At 72.5% G+C, this 20,921-nt stretch carries 18 protein-coding genes; 14 read left to right on the top strand and 4 right to left on the bottom strand.

What is annotated here, in order from left to right:
- Window positions 1–161 precede the first annotated feature (161 nt).
- From OG448_RS06625 to OG448_RS06650, 6 genes are all read left to right on the top strand, one after another.
- Entirely contained in the window at window positions 162–1,121 is a 960-nt protein-coding gene (locus OG448_RS06625; RefSeq protein ID WP_405551979.1) for a slipin family protein, read from the top strand.
- Between the two features lie 107 nt (window positions 1,122–1,228).
- On the top strand, window positions 1,229–2,083 hold the full coding sequence (locus OG448_RS06630) for a polysaccharide deacetylase family protein (RefSeq protein ID WP_405551980.1): 855 nt from the start codon (window positions 1,229–1,231) through the stop codon (window positions 2,081–2,083).
- Window positions 2,084–2,115: 32 nt separating this feature from the next.
- Window positions 2,116–2,832, top strand: a complete 717-nt coding sequence (locus OG448_RS06635; RefSeq protein ID WP_405551981.1) for a peptidyl-tRNA hydrolase — start codon at window positions 2,116–2,118, stop codon at window positions 2,830–2,832.
- Between the two features lie 97 nt (window positions 2,833–2,929).
- On the top strand, window positions 2,930–4,216 hold the full coding sequence (locus OG448_RS06640) for a DUF692 domain-containing protein (protein WP_405551982.1): 1,287 nt from the start codon (window positions 2,930–2,932) through the stop codon (window positions 4,214–4,216).
- Window positions 4,217–4,325: 109 nt separating this feature from the next.
- The gene (locus OG448_RS06645) at window positions 4,326–5,120 is read left to right on the top strand and encodes a TIGR04222 domain-containing membrane protein (protein ID WP_405551983.1); all 795 of its coding nucleotides are present in this window, start codon (window positions 4,326–4,328) and stop codon (window positions 5,118–5,120) included.
- Between the two features lie 117 nt (window positions 5,121–5,237).
- Window positions 5,238–6,860, top strand: a complete 1,623-nt coding sequence (locus OG448_RS06650) for an alpha/beta hydrolase (RefSeq protein ID WP_405551984.1) — start codon at window positions 5,238–5,240, stop codon at window positions 6,858–6,860.
- Here OG448_RS06650 and hemQ read toward each other — a convergent pair.
- Window positions 6,857–7,588, bottom strand: coding sequence for a hydrogen peroxide-dependent heme synthase (gene hemQ, locus OG448_RS06655; RefSeq protein WP_405551985.1), 732 nt, complete (start codon window positions 7,586–7,588; stop codon window positions 6,857–6,859). The genes OG448_RS06650 and hemQ overlap by 4 nt on opposite strands.
- A 5-nt stretch (window positions 7,589–7,593) precedes the next feature.
- Complete coding sequence (gene hemG / locus OG448_RS06660; protein ID WP_405551986.1) at window positions 7,594–9,039, bottom strand: protoporphyrinogen oxidase; 1,446 nt, start codon at window positions 9,037–9,039, stop codon at window positions 7,594–7,596.
- Window positions 9,040–9,187: 148 nt separating this feature from the next.
- Here hemG and OG448_RS06665 point away from each other — a divergent pair, with 148 nt between their 5' ends.
- Together OG448_RS06665 and OG448_RS06670 are read left to right on the top strand one after the other, a co-directional pair.
- The gene (locus tag OG448_RS06665; protein ID WP_405551987.1) at window positions 9,188–10,123 is read left to right on the top strand and encodes a DUF4349 domain-containing protein; all 936 of its coding nucleotides are present in this window, start codon (window positions 9,188–9,190) and stop codon (window positions 10,121–10,123) included.
- A 37-nt stretch (window positions 10,124–10,160) separates the two neighbouring features.
- Window positions 10,161–11,549: an FAD-dependent oxidoreductase gene (locus OG448_RS06670; protein ID WP_405551988.1), complete on the top strand. Its 1,389-nt coding sequence runs from the start codon at window positions 10,161–10,163 to the stop codon at window positions 11,547–11,549.
- Here the strand turns inward: OG448_RS06670 and OG448_RS06675 are convergent.
- Window positions 11,465–12,058, bottom strand: coding sequence for a hypothetical protein (locus OG448_RS06675; RefSeq protein WP_405551989.1), 594 nt, complete (start codon window positions 12,056–12,058; stop codon window positions 11,465–11,467). The genes OG448_RS06670 and OG448_RS06675 overlap by 85 nt on opposite strands.
- Before the next feature lie 205 nt (window positions 12,059–12,263).
- Between OG448_RS06675 and OG448_RS06680 the strand changes: the two genes are divergently transcribed.
- Entirely contained in the window at window positions 12,264–13,091 is an 828-nt protein-coding gene (locus tag OG448_RS06680; protein WP_405551990.1) for a rhomboid family intramembrane serine protease, read from the top strand.
- A 10-nt stretch (window positions 13,092–13,101) separates the two neighbouring features.
- Here OG448_RS06680 and hemE read toward each other — a convergent pair whose 3' ends face one another.
- Complete coding sequence (gene hemE / locus OG448_RS06685) at window positions 13,102–14,169, bottom strand: uroporphyrinogen decarboxylase (RefSeq protein ID WP_405551991.1); 1,068 nt, start codon at window positions 14,167–14,169, stop codon at window positions 13,102–13,104.
- 98 nt (window positions 14,170–14,267) lie between these two features.
- Here hemE and OG448_RS06690 point away from each other — a divergent pair, with 98 nt between their 5' ends.
- From OG448_RS06690 to OG448_RS06710, 5 genes are all read left to right on the top strand, one after another.
- Window positions 14,268–14,951, top strand: coding sequence for a DUF3000 domain-containing protein (locus OG448_RS06690; protein ID WP_405551992.1), 684 nt, complete (start codon window positions 14,268–14,270; stop codon window positions 14,949–14,951).
- Between the two features lie 306 nt (window positions 14,952–15,257).
- A complete protein-coding gene (locus OG448_RS06695) occupies window positions 15,258–15,923 on the top strand; it encodes a response regulator transcription factor (protein WP_164196023.1) in 666 nt (221 codons plus the stop codon).
- Window positions 15,924–16,142: 219 nt separating this feature from the next.
- Complete coding sequence (locus OG448_RS06700; RefSeq protein ID WP_405551993.1) at window positions 16,143–17,429, top strand: HRDC domain-containing protein; 1,287 nt, start codon at window positions 16,143–16,145, stop codon at window positions 17,427–17,429.
- 148 nt (window positions 17,430–17,577) lie between these two features.
- Window positions 17,578–18,795 carry a thiolase family protein gene (locus OG448_RS06705; protein WP_405551994.1) on the top strand — a complete coding sequence of 406 codons (1,218 nt, stop codon included), beginning with the start codon at window positions 17,578–17,580 and terminating at the stop codon, window positions 18,793–18,795.
- Complete coding sequence (locus OG448_RS06710) at window positions 18,792–20,921, top strand: 3-hydroxyacyl-CoA dehydrogenase NAD-binding domain-containing protein (RefSeq protein WP_405551995.1); 2,130 nt, start codon at window positions 18,792–18,794, stop codon at window positions 20,919–20,921. The genes OG448_RS06705 and OG448_RS06710 overlap by 4 nt, the downstream gene beginning before the upstream one ends.

Raw genomic sequence — 20,921 nt, forward strand, 5'->3', positions numbered from 1 at the left:
CGTACGAAGGCCGCTGAGGGGGCCGGGGTGAGGGGAGCGATCCCGTCACCCCGGCCCCTTGTTCGTCCACAGGTGCTTGTCCACAGGCCATGGCTTACCGCCATATATCGGACGTACTGTTGAGTAAGGGACAAACGGACCTCTCGGTGAGGGGGGCGACCATGTTGGAAATCGTGATCACGCTCATTGCGGTGTTCGGCGCGCTGGGCCTCATCTGCCTGGCCGCTGCCATGCGTGTCATCAAGCAGTACGAACGGGGAATCCTCTTCCGGCTGGGCAGGATCACGGGTGAGCCGCGGGCGCCCGGACTGACGCTGATCATCCCGTTCGTGGACCGGCTGCACAAAATGAACATGCAGATCGTCACGCTGCCGATCCCGGCCCAGGAAGGCATCACGCGGGACAACGTCACCGTGCGGGTGGACGCGGTGGTGTACTTCCGGGTGGTCGAGCCGACGGACGCGCTGGTGCGGGTGGAGGACTACCGGTTCGCCGTCTCGCAGATGGCGCAGACCTCGCTCCGGTCGATCATCGGCAAGAGCGACCTCGACGATCTGCTGTCCAACCGGGAGAAGCTCAACGAGGGCCTGGAGCTGATGATCGACAGCCCGGCCGTGGGCTGGGGCGTCCAGATCGACCGGGTGGAGATCAAGGACGTGTCCCTGCCGGACACCATGAAGCGCTCGATGGCCCGCCAGGCCGAGGCCGACCGGGAGCGCCGGGCCCGCATCATCAACGCCGACGCCGAGTACCAGGCGTCGAAGAAGCTCGCCCAGGCCGCACAGCAGATGGCGGACACCCCGACCGCCCTCCAGCTCCGGCTGCTCCAGACCGTGATGGCTGTCTCGGCCGAGAAGAACTCGACCCTGGTCCTGCCCATCCCGGTCGAACTGCTCCACTTCCTGGAGCGGGGCGCACGGGACGGGCAGCCCACGGACCGCAGGGCCGAGAAGCCCGAGAAGCCGCAGACAACCGAGGAGCCCGTACCGGAGATCGCACCGGCGGAGGAGCCGGCGTCCCCCTACCTGGACGCCCTGACCGGCCCACCGGATCTGGGCGCCGTACTCGACCAGCCCCCGGAGCGGGTCACCCATGCGGAGGGGCGGCCCGGGCAACCGTAAAGAGCGGCAAAAGCGGCTGCCGGGCCGGACCGCCGCGCGGGTGACCGCAGCGCCGCGTCGCCTGGCGGATGAACATATGACCAGCCAGGCAGCCCTATTTTCATACGGTGATTGCACTCGCACGCCGTATCACCGCCGTCTGCGTCCTCGGCGCGGCCCTCGCCGCCTGCGGAACCGCGGACCCCGCCACACCCGTCCGCCCGGCCCACGCCGAGCCCCATGCCTCCGCCTCCCCGTCCCCGGCCGGTACCCCCACCATGGCGGCGGGTCCGGGCGGCCTCACCCCCGTGTTCGAGCATGGCCGGCGTGACAAGGGCAAGACCGTCGCGCTGACCTTCGACGCAGACATGACCGCCGACGAGGGGCCCCGCGCCGCAGCCGGTGAGCGTTTCGACAACCCCGGTCTGATCAGCGCCCTGCGCACGCTGAAGGTCCCGGCGACCGTCTTCATGACCGGCCGCTGGGCCGAGGAGTACCCGGACCAGGCCCGCGCCCTCGGGCACGACGCCCAGTTCGAGGTGGCCAACCACTCCTACAGCCACTACTCGTTCACCGGTGACTGCTACGGCCTGCCGACCGTCGCCCCGGACGCCGAGCTGACCGAGGTCCAGCGCACCTACGCCGCCCTGCGCAAGGCGGGCGTGCCGAATCCGATGCCGTACTTCCGCTTCCCCGGCGGCTGCTACGACCGGGACGCGCTGCGCGCCATCAGCGGTGCCGGTGTCACGGCCATCCAGTGGGACGTGATCAGCGGCGACGCCTTCGCCACGGACGCGGACGCGGTCGTGCGCCAGGTGCTGGACGGGGTGAAGCCCGGTTCGGTGGTCGTCATGCACTGCACCCGCAGCGCCGCCCCCACGACCGAGAAGGTCGTCCGCTCGGTGGTGCCGGAGCTGCGCAAGCAGGGCTACCGGTTCGTGAAGGTCTCGGAGCTGATCCGGGAGTCCGGCACCCCGCGCTGACCGGCGCCGGACTGCTCGTAGGGTTGGCTCACGTGACCCATGTTCCAGCCGCCCCCGGCGACAGCCCCTTCCAGACCGAGCCCACCCCGCGCGACGAGGCCCCGCAGTTCGTGCTGCCCCTCGTCGTACGGATCGAGAAGAGCGCGCCGCCCGCCCGTACCGACGCGCTGGAGACCGCCGCACGCGCCGTGCTCGTCCTGCTCGGGGACGAGCGGGCGCGCGGCGACGGCGAGTGGGCCGAGGCGGTACGGGACTGGGAGGACGCCCGCATCCGCAAGGTGGTCCGGCGGGCGCGGGGCGCGGAGTGGCGCCGCGCGGAGGAGCTGCCCGGCATCACGGTGACCGGCGCCGCCGCCGAGGTACGGGTCTTCCCGCCGATCCCGCTGGACGGCTGGCCCAAGGAGCTGGCCAAGCTCCAGGTCTCCGGCACCGAACTGGACGACCCCGAACCGCCCGCCGCCCCCGACCGCACCGCCCCCGTGCTCTGGCTCAACCCGGAGCTGGAGATGTCGGCCGGCAAGGAGATGGCCCAGGTCGGCCACGGCGCCCAGCTCGCCTGGTGGGCCCTGCCCGACGCGGCCCGCGAAGCCTGGCGCACCGCCGGCTACCCCCTCACCGTCCGCACCTCCACCCCCGCCCACTGGCGCGAACTCACCACCAGCGGCCTCCCGTTGGTCCGCGACGCGGGCTTCACGGAGATCGCGCCGGGCTCGGCCACGGTCGTCGCGGACCACCCGGCGCTGCGCTGACCGGCGAACCTCAAATATTGCTCTGAACCCCCCGCCCCGGCGGTTCACCCGCCCCCGCCGGGGCCATACCCCCGGCAGACGATGGAGGGGGACGGAGATGCGACTCGGGACGGGGATCGGGTGGCGGCCGGAGATCGCTGAGGCCGTGGCGGGGATGGCCGGGATCGACTGGGTGGAGGTCGTCGCGGAGAACGTCTGTCCCGGCCATCTGCCGGAGCCGCTGGAGCGGTTGCGGGAGCGTGGGGTGACGGTGATTCCGCACGGGGTCTCCCTCGGCCTCGGCGGTGCGGAGCGACCGGACGAGGGGCGGCTGCGGGCGCTGGCCGAGCGGGCCGAGGCGTTGGGGGCGCCGCTGGTCACCGAGCACATCGCGTTCGTCCGCGCGGGGGGACCGCTCACCGCGTCGGCGCCGCTGGAGGCGGGCCACCTGCTGCCCGTACCGCGCACGCGGGACGCGCTCGACGTGCTGTGCGAGAACGTGCGCATCGCGCAGGAGGCGCTGCCGGTGCCGCTGGCGCTGGAGAACATCGCCGCCCTGTTCTCCTGGCCGGACGAGGAGCTGAGCGAGGGCGAGTTCCTGGCGGAGCTGGTCGAGCGGACCGGCGTACGGCTGCTGATCGACGTGGCCAACCTGCACACCAACCACGTCAACCGGGGCGAGGACCCGGCCGAGGCGCTGGACCGGCTCCCGCTGGAGGCGCTGGCCTATGTGCATGTCGCGGGGGGCTTCGAGCGCGACGGCGTCTGGCACGACAGCCACGCGCACCCCGTGCCGCCTCCGGTGCTGGACATCCTGACCGACCTGGCGTCCCGCGTCGCACCGCCCGGCGTCCTGCTGGAGCGGGACGAGAACTTCCCCGAACCGGCCGAGCTGGAGCGGGAATTGACGGCCATCGGGGAGGCGGTACGGAAGGGCGGCGGGGCCGCGCGGGCCAAGGCCGAGCAGACCCTCCCCGCCCCGCCGGACGCCTCCGCCGAGGCCCGGCAGCGGGTGGCCGTCGCGCAGACGGCCGTGTTGTCGGCACTGGTGGCGCGGACGCCGTTGCCCGAGGGGTTCGACCGGGGGCGGATGGGCGTACAGGCGCGGTCGCTCGCGGCGAAGCGGGCGGACGTGGTGGCCAAGGTGGCGCCCGAACTGCCGGTGATCCTCGGCGCCGGGTACCGGGAGGCGTTCCTCGGCTACGCGCGTACCCGGCCGATGCGCGGCGGATACCGGCAGGACGCGCTGGAGTTCGCCGCCCAGCTCCTCAAGACGGGCCACCCCGCCGACGCGCGGGCGCGCAGGAGGCTGCGGGAGTGGTGGCTCGATCGCGCGGGCCCGGCCCCCCGTACGCCCGGCCCGGCCGCACGGCTGGCGAAGCGGGTGCTGTCGGGGAGGCGCTGACCGCACTTCCTGACCTGCGGGAAAAGCGGAACGTCACATACCGGCAACGCTCTGTCCGGATAGTGAACAAGCCATGGTTTTTCAGGGGCCGTTGACATAGAAAAACCTCATGTTCTGGGTCCTCCTCCTGCTTCCGGCCTGGGCCTTCGCCGCCATCGCCTGCACCCGGCTCTGCCTGGCCGCCGTCCGCGCGGCCGCCGCGGACCGCGCGGCGCGGGCGAACGGCCACGACCGCGATCTGACGCTGTACGAGACGGCGTTCCTGTCCGGCGGCCCCTCGCGCGTCGCCGACCTCGCCATGGTCCGGATGGCCCGGCAGCGCCGGCTGCTGCTCGCGCACACCGGCTGGGCCACCGTCGTGGACCCGCGCGGGCAGGACGAGATGGAACGTTCCGTCATCGGTGCGATCGGCCCGCAGGGACAGTCCCGGATCGCCCCCGTACGGGCGGCCGCGGCCGGTGCGGAGGCCGTGCAGCGGCTCGCGGACCGGCTGATCGCAGCCGGGCTCGCGGTCCCCTTCGACACCGGGACGACCGTGGCCGCCGGGGTGCGCCAGGTGCGGGCCGCCGCCGCGGCCGTGCTCGCGCTGGGCACGACCGCGCTGCTCATGCCGACCCCCGTGGACCTGCCTCGCTCCCAGATCGCGATGTGGTTCGCACTGCCCCTCGTCCTCACCCTGAGCTGTCTGGCCATTGCCCGCGTCGAGGTGCACCCGTACCCACGCTGGGCCTCCCCCACCGGGCAACGGCTCCTCGGGGAGGTGGCCCGGCGTCCGGCCGGGGACGGCGACGAGGGCTCCTTCCTCACCCGGCTCGCGATGCGGGGCGTGCGCGCGCTGAACGAGCCCGAGCTGCGGGCCGCGTTCACCCATCGCGATGCGCCGGGGGCGCACAGGGAGCACTGACGCCGACACCCGCGTGCCGGTGCTTGCCTTCCCCGACGCCCCTTCCGAAACATCCCTTCTGTCGCCGCCGGGCCGTGGCAGCCGTGCCATCGCCGCCGCGCACCGAAGGGATGTCCGATGAGAGCTGCCGCCCTGTGCTCGGCCGCCGGTTCCTTGCTGCTGACCGGCCTCGCCGTGGCCCCGGCCGACGGCGCCCCCGGCACACCGGGCGCGGCCGAGCTGCGCGGCACCGCCGTCGCCGCCGCCCGGGCCCGCGCGGCCGGCCTCCACTTCGGCGCCTGCCCCGACGAGACCCCGGCCGGGATGCGCTGCGCCATCGTCCGGGTCCCGCTGGACTACGCCCGCCCCGGCGGCAGGAAGATCAAGCTGACCGTCAGCCGGATGCCCGCCACCCAGCGCGACCCGGCCAACAGCAAGCGCAAGGTGCCCCGGCAGGGCGCCCTCGTCTACAACCCGGGCGGTCCCGGCGCCTCCAGCCTGAACTTCCCGATGATCGGCGTGGTCCCGGAGTGGCAGCGGATCGCCTCCGCCTACGACCTCGTCGGCTACGCCCCGCGCGGGGTGGCGCCCTCGGCCCCGCTGTCCTGCGAGAAGCCGGAGGAGTTCTTCAAGGCGCCCTCGCTCGCCCCGGTCCACCCCACCGAGGCGTACAAGCGGGAGCGGATCGCGCGGGCGAAGGCGTACGCGCGCGGCTGCGCCGAACGGTCGGGCGGCGGGCTGGAGTTCTACAACTCGCTCAACAACGCCCGTGACCTGGACGTCCTGCGTGCCGCGCTCGGCGAGTCCCGGCTGACCTTCATGGGCGCCTCGTACGGCACCTACGTGGGCGCCCTGTACGCCACCCTCTTCCCTGGCCACCTGCGGCGGATGGTGCTGGACTCGGCGGTGGACCCGGACCCGGCGAAGGTCTGGTACCGCGAGAACCTGGACCAGTCGGCCGCGTTCGAGGACCGCTGGGCGGACTTCCGCGACTGGGTGGCCCGCCACGACGACGTGTACGGCCTCGGCGCGACCCCGGCCGCCGTCCAGCGCTCCTACGACACCGCGAGCGACAAACTCGAAGCGGAGCCGGCGGACGGCAAGGTGGGTCCGGGCCAGCTCCAGAACACGTTCCTGATGGCCGGGTACTACGACGACTACTGGCCCAGCCGGGCCGCCGCCCTCGCCGCCTATCTGAAGGGCGACGCCAAACCGTTGGTCCGGCTGGGCGCGCCCAGCCCCGAGACGGCCGCCGAGGCGGAGAACGGCAGCGCGGTGTACGCGGCCGTGGAGTGCAACGACGCGCCCTGGCCGACCGACTTCCGCGTCTGGGACCGCGACAACACCCGCCTCGCCCGCACCGCCCCCTTCGAGACCTGGGACAACGCCTGGATGAACCTGCCGTGCGCCTACTGGTCCGCGCGCCGTCAGGTTCCGCTCGACGTGCGCACCGGCCCCGGTGAGACCCCGCCGGTGCTGATCCTCGCGGCCGAGCGGGACGCGGCCACCCCGTACGAGGGGGCGCTGGAGCTGAACCGGCGGCTGGCCGGGTCCACGCTGGTCACCGAGCGGGACGCGGGCACGCACGGCATCGGCGGCGGCCCCAACAAGTGTGTCAACGCCCACCTGGACGCCTACCTGCTCGAAGGCCGCCTGCCCGGCCGCCGTGCCGCCTGCGCCCCGCGCCCGGAGCCGCGCCCCACCGAGCCGGCGGGACGCGGCATCCCGGACCGGGACGCGCTGAAGGGCAAGGGCGCCTAGGCCAGCCCGGCGACCAGTTCCGCCACCGACTTGCGGCGGCCGGTGTAGAACGGCACCTCTTCGCGGACGTGCATGCGGGCCTCGGAGGCGCGCAGGTGACGCATGAGGTCGACGATGCGGTACAGCTCGTCGGCCTCGAAGGCGAGCAGCCACTCGTAGTCGCCCAGCGAGAAGGAGGCGACCGTGTTGGCGCGCACGTCCGGGTAGCCACGGGCCATCTTGCCGTGGTCGGCGAGCATGCGACGGCGGTCCTCGTCGGGCAGCAGGTACCAGTCGTAGGAGCGCACGAAGGGGTAGACGCTCACCCAGTTGCGGGGCGTCTCGTCGGCGAGGAACGCCGGGATGTGCGAGCGGTTGAACTCGGCCGGGCGGTGCAGCGCCATGTTCGACCACACCGGCTCGAGCGCGCGGCCCAGCCTGGTGCGGCGGAAGAGGTTGTACGCCTCCTGGAGCTGGTCGGCGGTCTCGGCGTGCCACCAGATCATCAGGTCGGCTTCGGCGCGCAGGCCGGACACGTCGTAGGTGCCGCGGACCGTGACGTCCTTGGCGGCGAGCTGGTCGAACAGCTCCTGGACCTCGTCGGCGTAGCCCGCGCGGTCCTCCGGCAGCACGTCCTTCAGCTTGAAGACGGACCACAGGGTGTAGCGGATGACCTCGTTCAGGTCCTTGGCCAGCTTGCCCTTGTTCGGGATGCGGCCGGGCTCGATGGTGGGGGCGTCGTCACTCATGCCCCCTATTCTCCCGCTCCGCCGTGCAGGCTCTGCACCGGGTTGGCCGTCAGCTCGCGCACACCGGCGAGGTCGCCGCCGAGCTGGTCGACGGCCGCGTAGGCACTGGCGATGCAGGCGGGGATGCCCACACCGTCGTACTGCGCGCCGCACACCGCGAGGCCGGGCAGCTTGGCGATGTGTTCGCGGACGCGGGCCACGCGCGCGTGGTGGCCGACCGGGTACTGCGGCAGCCCGTCGGTCCAGCGGGTGACGCGGGTGGCGACCGGCTCGGCGTCCAGCCCGGTCGCGGCGCGCAGGTCGTGCCGGGCGACCCCGACGAGGCCGGCGTCGTCGCGCTGGAGGATCTCGGTCTCGTGGTGGCGGCCGACCGAGGTGCGCACCACGAGCAGGTCCGGGTCCTCCGCGCCGACCCAGCCCCACTTCTGGGAGGCGAAGGTCGCGGCCTTGATGGTGCGGCCGTCCACCGGCGGCACCAGGAACCCGCTGCCCTCGGGCAGGGTCGCGTCGGCGCGGCGGTAGGCGAGGGTGATCAGGGCCATGGAGGCGTACTCCACGGCGGCCAGCTCGGCGGCGGCCGCCGGGGCCTCGGCACGCAGCAGCCCGGCCGCGGCGGGGGCGGGTACGGCGACCACGACCGCGTCGGCACGCAGCGTGCGGTCCCCTGCCGTGACGCGCCAGCCGGTGCCGTCCCGGCGCAGCTCGCTCACCGGGGTGCGGGTGATGATCTCGCCGCCGCGTGCCCGTACCGACTCGGCGACGGCGAGCGGGAGGGTGCCGACCCCGCCCTCGATGCCGAGGAAGACCGGGCCGGTCTGCCCCGCCTCGGCGGCCTTGGCCTGGAGCGCCCGGACGGCGGCGGTGAGGGTGTCGTGCGTGCGGGCGGCCTGGTAGAGCTGGGGGACGGCCGAGCGCAGCGAGAGACGGTAGGCGTCGCCCGCGTACACCCCGCCGAGCAGGGGTTCCACCAGCCGGTCGACGACCTCGCGGCCCATGCGGGCGGCGACGTACTCGCCCACCGCCACGTCGTCACCGACCTCGGTGGGCGGCAGTTCGGCGTCCCGCTCGATCCGGGCCAGGCCCTCGGCGGAGAGCAGGCCGGACAGGGCGGCGGCGGTGCCGGGTACGCCCATCACATGGCCCTTGGGCATGGGACGCAGGGCGTCCCGGGTCCAGATCGAGGCGGTCGCGGTGACCGGGGGCTGGAGGCGGTCGCCGAGGCCCACCTCACGGGCGAGGCCCACCGCCTCGGGGCGGCGGGCGAGCATCGACTCGGCGCCGAGGTCGACCCGGACGCCCGCGATCTCGCCGGGCAGCAGTTTGCCGCCGACCCGGTCGGTGGCCTCCAGCACGGTCACCCGCGCGCCGCGCGCCAGCGCCCGGTGGGCGGCGGCCAGTCCGGCGACACCGGCTCCGATGACGACGACATGGCCCTTGCTCGCTGCGCTCATGCCCCCACTCTCTCAGACCGCGCGGGGCGTCCCGGTGCCCGGTACGTCACCGGACCGTGACCGCATCGGGACCGGAAAACGCGGCCGTTCCCGCAGGCCGGGCCGTCCAATGAGGGACAGCGTCGCAACTCATCGGGGGGTACCGCTCATGCGTACAACGCGTCAGACCCGGATCTTGGCGGGGATCCTGCTCGCCGCCTCGCTCGCGCTTGCCGGGTGCAGTGAAGCGGGCGGCGATTCCAAGGCGTCGAGCGCCGACGCCCCGACCGCCGCTCCGGGCGCGGGCGGCGACGCGGCCGAGGGCGCCAAGTCCGGCCGCCGTTCACCCCGGCTCGCGCCGAGTGTCATCCGCACCGCCTCCCTGGAGGTCGAGGTGCGGAACGTGCCCGGCGCGCTGGCCAAGGCGCGCCAGGTCACCGAGGACGCGGGTGGCTACGTCGGCGAGGAGAGCACCGACCGGGACGACGACGGCAGCGAGCGCACCCGTGTCGTCCTGCGGGTTCCCTCGGAGCGGTACGAGGAGGTGCTCGGCTCGCTCCAGGGCACCGGCAAGCTGCTGCGGCGCACCGCGCGGGCGCGGGACGTCACCGACCAGGTGGTGGACGTGGACAGCCGGATCAAGTCGCAGCGGGCCAGCGTCGCCCGGGTCCGGGAGCTGATGGACCGGGCGGACAAGCTGACCGACGTGGTCGCCCTGGAGGGCGAGCTGAGCAGCCGCGAGGCCGACCTGGAGGCGCTGCTGGCCCAGCAGGCGTCGCTGAAGGACCGTACGGGTCTGGCGACCATCACCCTGTCGCTGGCCGGGAGGGGCGCGCACCCGAGCGCCGGTGACGACACGCCCGGCTTCCTGGACGCCCTGTCGGGTGGCTGGCACGCGTTCCTGACGATGCTGCGCTGGATCGCGCTGGTGGTGGGCGCGGTGCTGCCGTTCGCGGCGCTGCTCGCGCTGCTGGTGTTCCTGTGGCGCCGGGTGGTCCGCCCCCGGCTCCCGCGCCGCCCGGCGCCCGCTCCGGTCTCCGGCTCGCTGCCGCAGGCGCGTCCGGTGTCGGAGGGTGGCGCGCCGGTCTCCGGCGAGCGGAAGTGACGGGGTGTCAGCGCCGCAAGCCCCGTAGTTTGTTCACATGGACAAGCGTGAAGGGCCGGAACGGCTGGTCGTGATCGGCGGCGACGCCGCGGGAATGGCCGCGGCGTCGCAGGCCCGCCGGCTGCGGAAACCGGACGAGCTGGAGATCGTGGCGTTCGAGCGCACCCACTTCACCTCGTACTCGGCGTGCGGCATCCCCTACTGGGTGGGTGGGGCCGTCGAGGACCGCGACCAGCTCGTCGCGCGTACCCCCGAGGCGCACCGGGAGCGGGACATCGACCTCCGGTTGCGCACCGAGGTGACGGAGATCGACGTGTCGGGGCGCCAGGTGCGCGCCCACGATCTGGAGACCGGCAACGAGTACTGGACCTCGTACGACAAGCTGGTCATCGGCACCGGGGCGCGGCCGATCCGGCCGGACATGCCGGGGGCGGACGCGGCCGGGGTGCACGGGGTGCAGACCCTGGACGACGGCCAGTCGTTGATCGACACGCTGACCCGTACGGAGGGCCGGCGCGCGGTCGTCGTCGGCGCGGGCTACATCGGCGTGGAGATGGCCGAGGCGCTGCTCCGCCGGGGCTTCGAGGTGACGGTGATCAACCGGGGCGCGGAGCCGATGGCGACGCTCGATCCCGACATGGGCCGGCTGGTGCGGCGGGCCATGGAGGGCATGGGGATCACCATGGTGGACGACACCGAGGTGACCGCCCTGCGGACCGGCGAGGACGGCCGGGTGCGCGCGGCGGTCACGCGGGACGCGGAGTATCCGGCCGACGTGGTCGTCATGGGCATCGGCGTGGAGCCCGTGACCGACCTCGCCCGCGAGGCGGGACTCCCGCTGGGCGCGCACGGCGGACTCCTCACCGATCTCGCCATGCGGGTGCGCGGCCATACGGACATCTGGGCGGGCGGTGACTGCGTGGAGGTGCTGAACCTGGTCTCCGGGCAGGAGCAGTACATCCCGCTGGGCACCCACGCCAACAAGCACGGGCAGGTCATCGGCACCAACGTCGGCGGCGGTTACGCCACCTTCCCCGGGGTCGTCGGCACCGCCGTCAGCAAGGTCTGCGAGCTGGAGATCGCCCGCACCGGCCTGCGCGAACGCGACGCCCGCCGGGTCGGCCTCCAGTACGAGGCGGTCGTCATCGAGTCGACCAGCCGCGCCGGTTACTACCCCGACGCCTCCCCCATGACCGTCAAGATGATCGCCGAACGCAACACCGGCCGCCTCCTCGGCGTCCAGATCGTCGGCGGCGAGGGCGCGGGCAAACGCGTCGACATCGCGGCCGTCGCCCTGACCGCCGGCATGACGGTGGAACAGATGACCGCCCTGGACCTCGGCTACGCCCCACCCTTCTCCCCCGTCTGGGACCCGATCCTGGTCGCGGCCCGCAAGGCGGTCCGAAAGGTGCGCGCAACCCGCTGACGCGGCCCCGGCCGCAACCGCTCGACGCGGTCGAGGTCCCCCTCCAGCAGATCCCGGTGACTGATGGAGAAGTCCCCGTTGCGCAGCGCCAGCCCGTCCCCGTACTTCCGCCCCACCACGGCACCGGGCAGAAACGCCCGCAGCCGGTGCCGCATGTTCGCCGGGTACTCGACGGGCGCACCCCACCCGTCGGGCGCCTGATCACTGGAGAACAGCACCCAGTGATCCACCGGCACGACCGCGTCGAGATCCGGCGCCCCACCGGTATGACTGTCCAGGGCGGGCACGGTCAGCCGGTCGGGATCAAGAGGCGGATACCAGAGCAACAACGGCTTGGCCCGCTGTGCGTCGGCGTGGTCGAAGCAGCACACGGCGAAGGTGTGGCCGGGGAAGTGCTCGGCGTAGAACCGCAACAAGTCCGGGTCGAGCCGGGGCCGTCGATGTACGGGGACCCGCCCCAGCGCGGCCGGCACCGCGGTCGGGTCGGCCGCCAGCAGGACCGTGTACACGTCGTGCTCGAAGACCTGAACGGTCTCCGCCTCCCAATGAGGCCGTGTTCGGGATGCTCCCGCCGCCCGCAGTACACGATCGTCCCGGAGAAGTCGGCGGCGCCGGTCTAGATGCACATGGCGGCAAGGTACCGCGCGGTGGCCGAGGGGCCGGGCCCGGTGGCCTTCACGGGTTCGCGTGCTTCAACCGGGGCACTACTTCTGTGTGGTCATACCCGTCCATGACGTCAATCCCGCGCGTCGCACGCCGTATGTGACGTATGCGCTCATCGCCGCCAGTGTGCTGGCCTTCCTGCTGACGCCCGGTGCGGCCGGGGCGGCGGGCGGGGAGAGTCATGTGGCGCAGCTCTGTCAGTTGCATGCGTTCATGGATCATTACGCGGCGATTCCGCGGGAGATGATCCATCATCAGCTTCCCCGGCTGGTGCCGACCGGGCAGGTCGGGACCGGGGCGGCCGGGCCGGGGTGTGTGATGGGGGTGCCGGGGTACGACAAGTCGCCGGCGCTGTCGGTGGTCACGGCGATGTTCCTGCACGGCGGCTGGCTGCACCTGCTGGGCAACATGCTGTTCCTGCTGATCTTCGGCAACAACGTCGAGGACCGCATGGGCCACGTCCGCTTCGCGCTCTTCTACCTCGTCTGCGGCTACGCGGCGAGCTACGGCTTCGCCCTGCTGAACGCCGACTCCGGTGACCCGCTGATCGGCGCGTCCGGCGCGATCGCGGGGGTGCTCGGCGCCTATCTCGTGCTGTATCCGAAGGCCAGGGTGTGGGTGCTGGTCCCGTTCCTGATCTTCCTGCCGCTCCGGCTGCCCGCGTGGATCGTGCTGGGCTTCTGGTTCGGCCTCCAGGCCGTGTACTCCTCGGGGCGCGGCGTCGAGGCCGGCACCGGCACGGTGGCGTACGCGGCGCACGTCGTCGGCTTCGTGGCCGGGATGCTGCTCGCCTGGCCGCTGAAGGCGGGCACCCCGCCCCCGCCGGAGCCGGGCCGCCTGCTGTTCGGCAGGCGGGCGCGGCACCGTCAGGCGTGGTGAGCGGACCCGGTCAGCGGACGCTCGCCGTGTGGACGTAGTCGACCAGGTGGGTCAGCGCGTCCGGGTCGATGTTGGGCATGACGCCGTGGCCGAGGTTGAAGACGTGGCCCTCCAGACCGGCGGCCGTGTCCAGCACCTCCTGCGCCTTGGTCTCCACCGTCTTGCGGTCGGTGAACAGGACCGTCGGGTCGAGGTTGCCCTGGAGCGCCTTGCCGGGGCCGACCCGGCGCGCGGCCTCGTCCAGCGGGACCCGCCAGTCGACGCCGACGACGTCCGCGCCCGCGTCGCCCATGAGCTTCAGCAGCTCACCGGTGCCGACGCCGAAGTGGATGCGCGGGACGCCGTATCCCGCGACGGCGTCGAAGACCTTCGCGGAGGCGGGCATCACCGAGGCGCGGTAGTCGGCGGGGGCGAGCGCGCCCGCCCAGGAGTCGAAGAGCTGCACCGCCGAGGCACCGGCCTCGATCTGCACCTTCAGGAACGCGGCCGTGATGTCCGCGAGGCGGTCCAGCAGGTCGGCCCACAGCTCGGGGTCGCCGTACATCATCGCCTTGGCGTTCTCGTACGTGCGCGAGGGGCCGCCCTCGACCAGGTAGCTGGCGAGGGTGAAGGGGGCGCCCGCGAAGCCGATCAGCGGGGTGGACCCCAGCTCACGGGTGAGCATGCCGACCGCCTCGGTGACGTAGGACACGTCCTCCGGGGTGAGGTCGCGCAGCCGGGCGAGGTCGGCGCGGGTGCGCACCGGCTCGGCGACGACCGGGCCGACGCCGGGCTTGATGTCGAGGTCGACACCGATGGCCTTGAGCGGGACGACGATGTCGCTGTAGAAGACCGCCGCGTCCACGTCGTGCCGGCGCACCGGCTGGAGCGTGATCTCGGTGACCAGCTCGGGCCGCGCGCAGGACTCCAGCATCGGGATGCCCTCGCGTACCTTGCGGTACTCCGGCAGGGACCGGCCGGCCTGGCGCATGAACCACACCGGGGTGTGCGGCACGGGCTCACGCCTGCACGCCTTGAGGAAGGCGCTGTCGTACGTCGCTGTGGGCTGCTGGCCCGTGGGGATCGCGTTGGCACTCACGTCGGCAAGTCTCGCACGGCCCGCGCGGGAGAAGTGCCGCCGCCCTCGGGGGGTGTCATGCCCTGCACGAAGGCCCGCTTCCCCTTACTCTTCCCCGCATGGCTGCGGCTCAGGGACGATCGTCGGACGGCACCGGCGGAATGGACGACGTGAAGGACACGCAGGCGAAGAAGAGAGGGGGCGCCGGGGTGCCAGAGGTCCCCCCTGCCTTCAGCAGCGCGGTGGAGGCGCTGCGGAGCGCGCGGCTGCGGCCGCAGGTGGAGGTGGAGGCGACGCCCGCCCCGCAGCGGCTGGCACCCTACGCGCACGCGCTGGAGGCGGTGGTGGCCGACGGCGAGCAGGAGCTGGCCGACGGCCGGCTGGTACTGCTGCACGACCCGGCCGGACACGACGCCTGGCACGGCACCTTCCGCCTGGTGACGCTGGTACGGGCGGAGCTGGAGCCCGAGATGGCGGCCGACCCGCTACTGCCTGAGGTGTGCTGGTCCTGGCTGACCGGTGCGCTCCAGTCGCGCGGACTGACCTACGGGGAGCCGAGCGGCACGGTCACCCGCGCCAGCTCCCACTACTTCGGGGGGCTGTCGGAGCGGCCGCCCGCCTCGCAGATCGAGATCCGCGCCTCCTGGACTCCGCTCGAAGGGCTGGGCGGCGTTCCGGACACCGCCGCGCACCTCGCCTCCTGGTGCGATCTGCTGGCCCAGGTCGGCGGGTTGCCCCCGGCCGCGCCGGGCGACGGCTCGGTGGTGACCCTGCCGCAGCGCAGGGGGCCGCAGTCCCGCTAGCCCCTCAGGCTGATCATCTTCTCAGCGCCCCGCCGGATCGGCGGGGCGCTGCTTTGTGATCACTTCTCGAACCATCACTTTGTCGATACGGCCACTTTCCGTACTCGAATCGCCTCACCCCGGAGCCGATTCGATCTTCGGATGATCGATCGCGTGTCCGAATTGCACAGATTGTGACTCACTAGATCGTGATCATTCTCTAAAGGCGGACGGGTTTGCTGCCGAAGACGACTGTGACCTTGAAAGCACGGTTCCTCCCGGCTTCTTCCCCACAAGCCGGCCCCGTCCCCCCACCCAGGAGGCCTGGTGTCCGTTCTCCTCGAGCAGCCCTCAAGCCTGGTCGCCTACCGCCCGAACAAGCCGACCGCCATGGTGGTCGTGGCCGACCCCCGCGTCCGTTCCACCGTCACCCGCCATCTGTGGGCCCTCGGTGTGCGCGACGTGATCGAGGCCTCGTCCGTCGCGGAGGCTCGTCCCCGCATCGGCAACCCCCGCGACATCTGTGTCGCAGACGTCCACCTGCCCGACGGCTCCGGGCTCACCCTGCTGTCCGAGACCCGCGCGGCGGGCTGGCCCAACGGCCTCGCCCTGTCCGCGGCCGATGACATCGGCGCCGTCCGCAACGCCCTCGCCGGGGGCGTGAAGGGCTACGTCGTCACCGGCACCCGTACCAACATCGGCCTGCCCACCCGCCCCGGCGCCGCCCCCATCGGCTCCGCCGCGGCCCGAATGGGGCACCGGCGTCCGCCGGGCGCCCCGAGCCACCCCGGCGGCTACCGCGAACTGTCCGGCCGCGAGGTCGAGGTGCTCCGCCTCGTCGCGGAGGGCCAGTCGAACAAGGCGATCGGCGTCTCCATGGGCCTGTCCGCGCTGACCGTCAAGAGCCACCTGGCCCGCATCGCGCGCAAGCTCGGCACGGGCGACCGCGCCGGCATGGTCGCGGTGGCGCTGCGCACCGGCATCATCCACTAGTCCCCCCCTTCCTGACTCTCCTGGCCCCTACTCCGCGCCCTTCCGACCCCCGGTGCCCGTCGGCGGAACGTTCCGTCGGCGGGCACCGGCGTGCGCGCCGGGCCGGGTGCGCCGTACGGCGCGCGGCGTGCGCCCGCGCGCGGCGCGTTTTGGCCGGTCAGCGGGGATGTCGGTCGAACGTGCAGGCCAGCGGCGCGGGCATGCGGATACCCTTGGCATGTGACGGACGCCCAAGAGACCGCAGCAGACAGTTCCCGGCGCATCAACGGGGGCACGCCCCCCGACGCGGGGCCTGCTGAGGCGGCGGCGCCCACCCCCCTGCTCGAACCCCGCGAGGGGATTCCGCCGGTCGTGGCGGACGCCGCCGCGCTCGCCGAGGTCGTCGCCGCGTTCGCCGCCGGCACCGGTCCGGTGGCCGTGGACGCCGAACGCGCTTCCGGTTACCGGTACGGCCAGCGGGCCTATCTGGTGCAGCTGCGCCGTGAGGGCGCGGGCTCCGCGCTGATCGACCCCGTCGCCTGCCCCGACCTCTCCGACCTGGGCGCCGCGCTGTCCGGCGTGGAGTGGGTACTGCACGCCGCCACCCAGGACCTCCCGTGCCTGCGCGAGATAGGCATGGTGCCCACCAGCCTGTTCGACACCGAGCTGGCCGGGCGGCTCGCCGGATTCCCCCGCGTCGGACTCGGCGCGATGGTGGAGAACGTGCTCGGCTTCGTGCTGGAGAAGGGCCACTCCGCCGTCGACTGGTCCACCCGCCCGCTGCCCGAGCCGTGGCTGCGCTACGCCGCGCTCGACGTGGAGCTGCTGGTCGACCTGCGCGACGCCCTGGAGAAGGAGCTGGAGCGGCAGGGCAAGCTGGAGTGGGCGCTGGAGGAGTTCGCCGCCATCGCGGCCGCGCCGCCCGCCGAGCCCCGCAAGGACCCGTGGCGCCGTACCTCCGGGATGCACAAGGTGCGCAGGCGGCGGCAGCTCGCCGTGGTCAAGGAGCTGTGGGAGACGCGGGACCGGATCGCGCAGCGCCGGGACGTCTCGCCCGGCAAGGTGCTCGGTGACGCGGCGATCGTGGAGGCCGCGCTCGCGGTGCCGGCCAATGTGCACGCACTGGCCGCACTGAACGGTTTCGGCCATCGTGTGGGTCGCCGTCAGCTCGAACAGTGGCAGGCCGCGGTCGACCGGGCCAAGGCGCTGCCGGAGTCGGCGCTGCCGCAGCAGGGCCAGCAGATGACCGGTCCGCCGCCGCCCCGCGCCTGGTCGGACAAGGACCCGGCCGCCGCGGCCCGGCTGTCGGCCGCCCGCGCCGGGGTCTCGGCGCTGGCCGAGCGGCTGGAGATGCCGCAGGAGAACCTGATCTCCCCCGACACCGTGCGCCGGATCTGCTGGGAGCCCCCGGTTCCCGCCGACGAGCGGACCGTGGCCGCCGCGCTCACTGGCCACGGCGCCCGGGCCTGGCAGGTGGAGCAGGTGACCCCGGTACTGGTCGCGGTGCTGTCGGCCACCCCGGAGTAGGCGATTTCACGCCACAATCCGTCCGGCCGGGCGGGGCCGCGGTGTGACGTTCACCGCTAGCCGGGGTGGGGCTGTGCAGCTACGTTACTCATAAGTAGCATGGGGTTGAGCAAGCGCTCAGCGTCCCGCACCCTGGAGGAGAGCCATCGTGCCTCGTACCGTCAGGGACGTCGTCTTCGTCGACGGCGTCCGCACCCCGTTCGGCAAGGCGGGCCCGAAGGGCATCTATCACGAGACTCGCGCCGACGACCTCGTCGTGAAGGCGATCCGGGAGCTGCTGCGCCGCAACCCCCGCCTGGACCCGAAGAAGATCGACGAGGTCGCCATCGCCGCGACCACCCAGATCGGTGACCAGGGCCTCACCCTCGGCCGTACCGCGGGCATCCTCGCGGGTCTGCCGCAGTCGGTGCCCGGCTACTCCATCGACCGCATGTGCGCGGGCGCGCTGACCGCCGTGACCTCGGTGTCCGGTTCGGTCGCCTTCGGCGCGTACGACATCGCCATCGCGGGCGGTGTCGAGCACATGGGCCGGCACCCGATGGGCGAGGGCGTGGACCCCAACCCGCGCTTCGTCTCCGAGAAGCTGGTCGACGAGTCGGCGCTGTTCATGGGCATGACCGCCGAGAACCTGCACGACCGCTACCCGACGATCACCAAGCAGCGCGCCGACGAGTACGCGGTCCGCTCGCAGGAGAAGGCCGCAAAGGCGTACGCCAACGGCAAGATCCAGCAGGACCTGGTCCCGATCTCGGTGCGCCGCACCAACGAGGAGGCCGGTGAGACGGGCTGGGGCCTGGTCACCGCCGACGAGCCGATGCGCCCCGGCACCACGCTGGAGAACCTGAGCGGTCTCAAGACGCCGTTCCGCGTGCACGGCCGGGTCACCGCGGGCAACGCGGCCGGTCTGAACGACGGCGCCACCGCCTCCCTCATCGCGTCCGAGGACTTCGCCCGCGAGAACGGCCTGCCGGTCAAGATGCGCCTGGTCTCCTACGCCTTCGCCGGCGTGGAGCCCGAGGTGATGGGCTACGGCCCGATCCCGGCCACCGAGAAAGCCCTCGCCCAGGCCGGCCTGTCGATCTCCGACATCGGCCTGTTCGAGATCAACGAGGCGTTCGCCGTCCAGGTCCTCGCCTTCCTGGAGCACTACGGCATCGCCGACGACGACAGCCGCGTCAACCAGTACGGCGGCGCCATCGCGTTCGGCCACCCGCTGGCCTCCTCCGGTGTGCGGCTGATGACGCAGCTCGCCCGCCAGTTCGAGGAGAACCCGGACGTCCGCTACGGCCTGACCACCATGTGCGTCGGCTTCGGCATGGGCGCGACGGTCATCTGGGAGAACCCGAACTTCGAGGGGGACAAGTGAGCAACACCACCGAGCTGCTGAAGGGTGCTGCCGAGCTGTTCCCCGGCGAGGTCGTCACCCAGGCCCACGTACGTCACTTCGAACTGCCCTTCAACGCGGGCAGGTTCGCGCTGATCACGCTGGACAACGGCTTCGACCACACCAAGCCGACCACCTTCGGCCCGGCCTCGCTGGCGAACCTGAACGCCGCGATCGACCAGGTGGAGAAGGAGGCCGCGGACGGTGACATCGTCGGTGTCGGCATCACCGGCAAGCCGTTCATCTTCGCGGTCGGCGCCGACCTCAAGGGCGTCGAGCTGCTGAAGCGGCACGAGGACGCGCTCGCCATCGGCAAGGGCGGCCACGAAGTCTTCAAGCGCCTCTCCGGCCTCGCGGTCCCGACCTTCGCCTACTACAACGGCGCGGCGATGGGCGGCGGCGTCGAGGTCGGCCTGCACTGCTCCTACCGGACCGTCTCCAAGGCGATCCCGGCGTTCTCGCTGCCCGAGGTCTTCCTCGGCCTGGTGCCCGGCTGGGGCGGCTGCGCCCTGCTGCCGAACCTGATCGGACCCGAGAAGGCCGTCCAGGTCATCATCGAGAACAGCCTCAACCAGAACCGCCAGCTCAAGGGCAAGCAGGTCTTCGAACTCGGCATCGCCGACGCCCTGTTCGAGGGTGCCGACTTCCTGGAGCAGTCGCTGCTGTGGACCGCGCAGGTCCTCAAGGGCGACATCACCGTCGAGCGTCCGGCGATCGACCGGGGCGAGGCGTGGGACCAGGCCGTCGCCAAGGGCCGCTTCGTCGCGGACTCCAAGGTGCACGGCGCGGCCCCGGCCGCCTACCGCGCGCTGGAGATCATCGAGGGCGCCAAGGACGGCGACCTCCAGAAGGGCTTCGACGCCGAGGACCAGGCCCTCGCGGACCTGATCATGGGCGGCGAACTGCGCTCCGGCATCTACGCGTTCAACCTGGTGCAGAAGCGCGGCAAGCGTCCGGCGGGTGCACCCGACAAGTCGCTGGCGCGTCCGGTCACCAAGGTCGGCGTCGTCGGCGCCGGTCTGATGGCCTCCCAGCTCGCGCTGCTCTTCCTGCGCCGCCTGGAGGTGCCGGTCGTGCTGACCGACATCGACCAGGAGCGCATCGACAAGGGTGTGGGCTACGTCCACGCCGAGATCGACAAGCTGCTCGGCAAGGGCCGGATCAACCAGGACAAGGCCAACCGCCTCAAGGCGCTGGTCACCGGTGTCCTGGACAAGGCCGAGGGCTTCGCGGACGCCGACTTCGTCATCGAAGCCGTCTTCGAGGAGATGGGCGTCAAGCAGAAGGTGTTCGCGGAGGTCGAGGCGGTCGCCCCGGCGCACGCGATCCTCGCCACCAACACCTCCTCGCTGTCGGTGTCGGAGATGGCGTCGAAGCTGAAGCACCCCGAGCGGGTCGTCGGCTTCCACTTCTTCAACCCGGTCGCGATCCTGCCGCTGCTGGAGATCGTGCGCGGCGAGCAGACCGACGACGCCGCGCTGGCGACGGCGTTCGGCGTGGCCAAGAAGCTGAAGAAGACCGCGGTGCTGGTGAAGGACGCCCCGGCGTTCGTCGTCAACCGCATCCTGACCCGCTTCATGGGCGAGATCCAGAACGTCATCGACGAGGGCACCCCGGTCGAGGTCGCGGAGAAGGCCGTCGAGCCGCTCGGCCTGCCGATGTCCCCGCTGGTGCTGCTGGAGCTGGTCGGCCCCGCGATCGGCCTGCACGTCTCGGAGACCCTCAACCGGGCTTTCCCGGACCGCTTCACGGTCTCCCCGAACCTGAAGGCGGTCGTCGAGGCCGGCAAGCGCGGCTTCTACGTCTACGACAGCGGCAAGCCGGAGCTGGACCCCGAGGTCGCCGCGCTGCTCAAGCAGGGCGACTCCGTCCTCACCGAGGAGCAGGTCCGCGACCGCGTCCTGGACGCCGTGGCCCAGGAGATCGGCCTCATGCTGGACGAGGGCGTCGTCGCCGAGGCCCAGGACATCGACCTGTGCCTGATCACCGGCGCCGGCTGGCCCTTCCACCTGGGCGGCATCACGCCGTACCTGGACCGTGAGGGCGTCTCCGAGCGGGTGAACGGCAAGCGGTTCCTGGAGCAGGGTGTGGCGAGCGTGCCCGCGTAA

The sequence above is a fragment of the Streptomyces sp. NBC_01171 genome, assembly GCF_045039805.1.
Classification (GTDB): Bacteria; Actinomycetota; Actinomycetes; order Streptomycetales; family Streptomycetaceae; genus Streptomyces.

Excerpts from the sequence above, each read along its gene's own strand:
- OG448_RS06625 (WP_405551979.1), top strand. The coding sequence starts at position 162 with ATGTTGGAAATCGTGATCACGCTCATTGCGGTGTTCGGCGCGCTGGGC.
- OG448_RS06640 (WP_405551982.1), top strand. The coding sequence starts at position 2,930 with ATGCGACTCGGGACGGGGATCGGGTGGCGGCCGGAGATCGCTGAGGCC.
- OG448_RS06645 (WP_405551983.1), top strand. The coding sequence starts at position 4,326 with ATGTTCTGGGTCCTCCTCCTGCTTCCGGCCTGGGCCTTCGCCGCCATC.
- OG448_RS06650 (WP_405551984.1), top strand. The coding sequence starts at position 5,238 with ATGAGAGCTGCCGCCCTGTGCTCGGCCGCCGGTTCCTTGCTGCTGACC.
- hemQ (WP_405551985.1), bottom strand. The coding sequence starts at position 7,588 with ATGAGTGACGACGCCCCCACCATCGAGCCCGGCCGCATCCCGAACAAG.
- hemG (WP_405551986.1), bottom strand. The coding sequence starts at position 9,039 with ATGAGCGCAGCGAGCAAGGGCCATGTCGTCGTCATCGGAGCCGGTGTC.
- OG448_RS06665 (WP_405551987.1), top strand. The coding sequence starts at position 9,188 with ATGCGTACAACGCGTCAGACCCGGATCTTGGCGGGGATCCTGCTCGCC.
- OG448_RS06670 (WP_405551988.1), top strand. The coding sequence starts at position 10,161 with ATGGACAAGCGTGAAGGGCCGGAACGGCTGGTCGTGATCGGCGGCGAC.
- OG448_RS06690 (WP_405551992.1), top strand. The coding sequence starts at position 14,268 with ATGGCTGCGGCTCAGGGACGATCGTCGGACGGCACCGGCGGAATGGAC.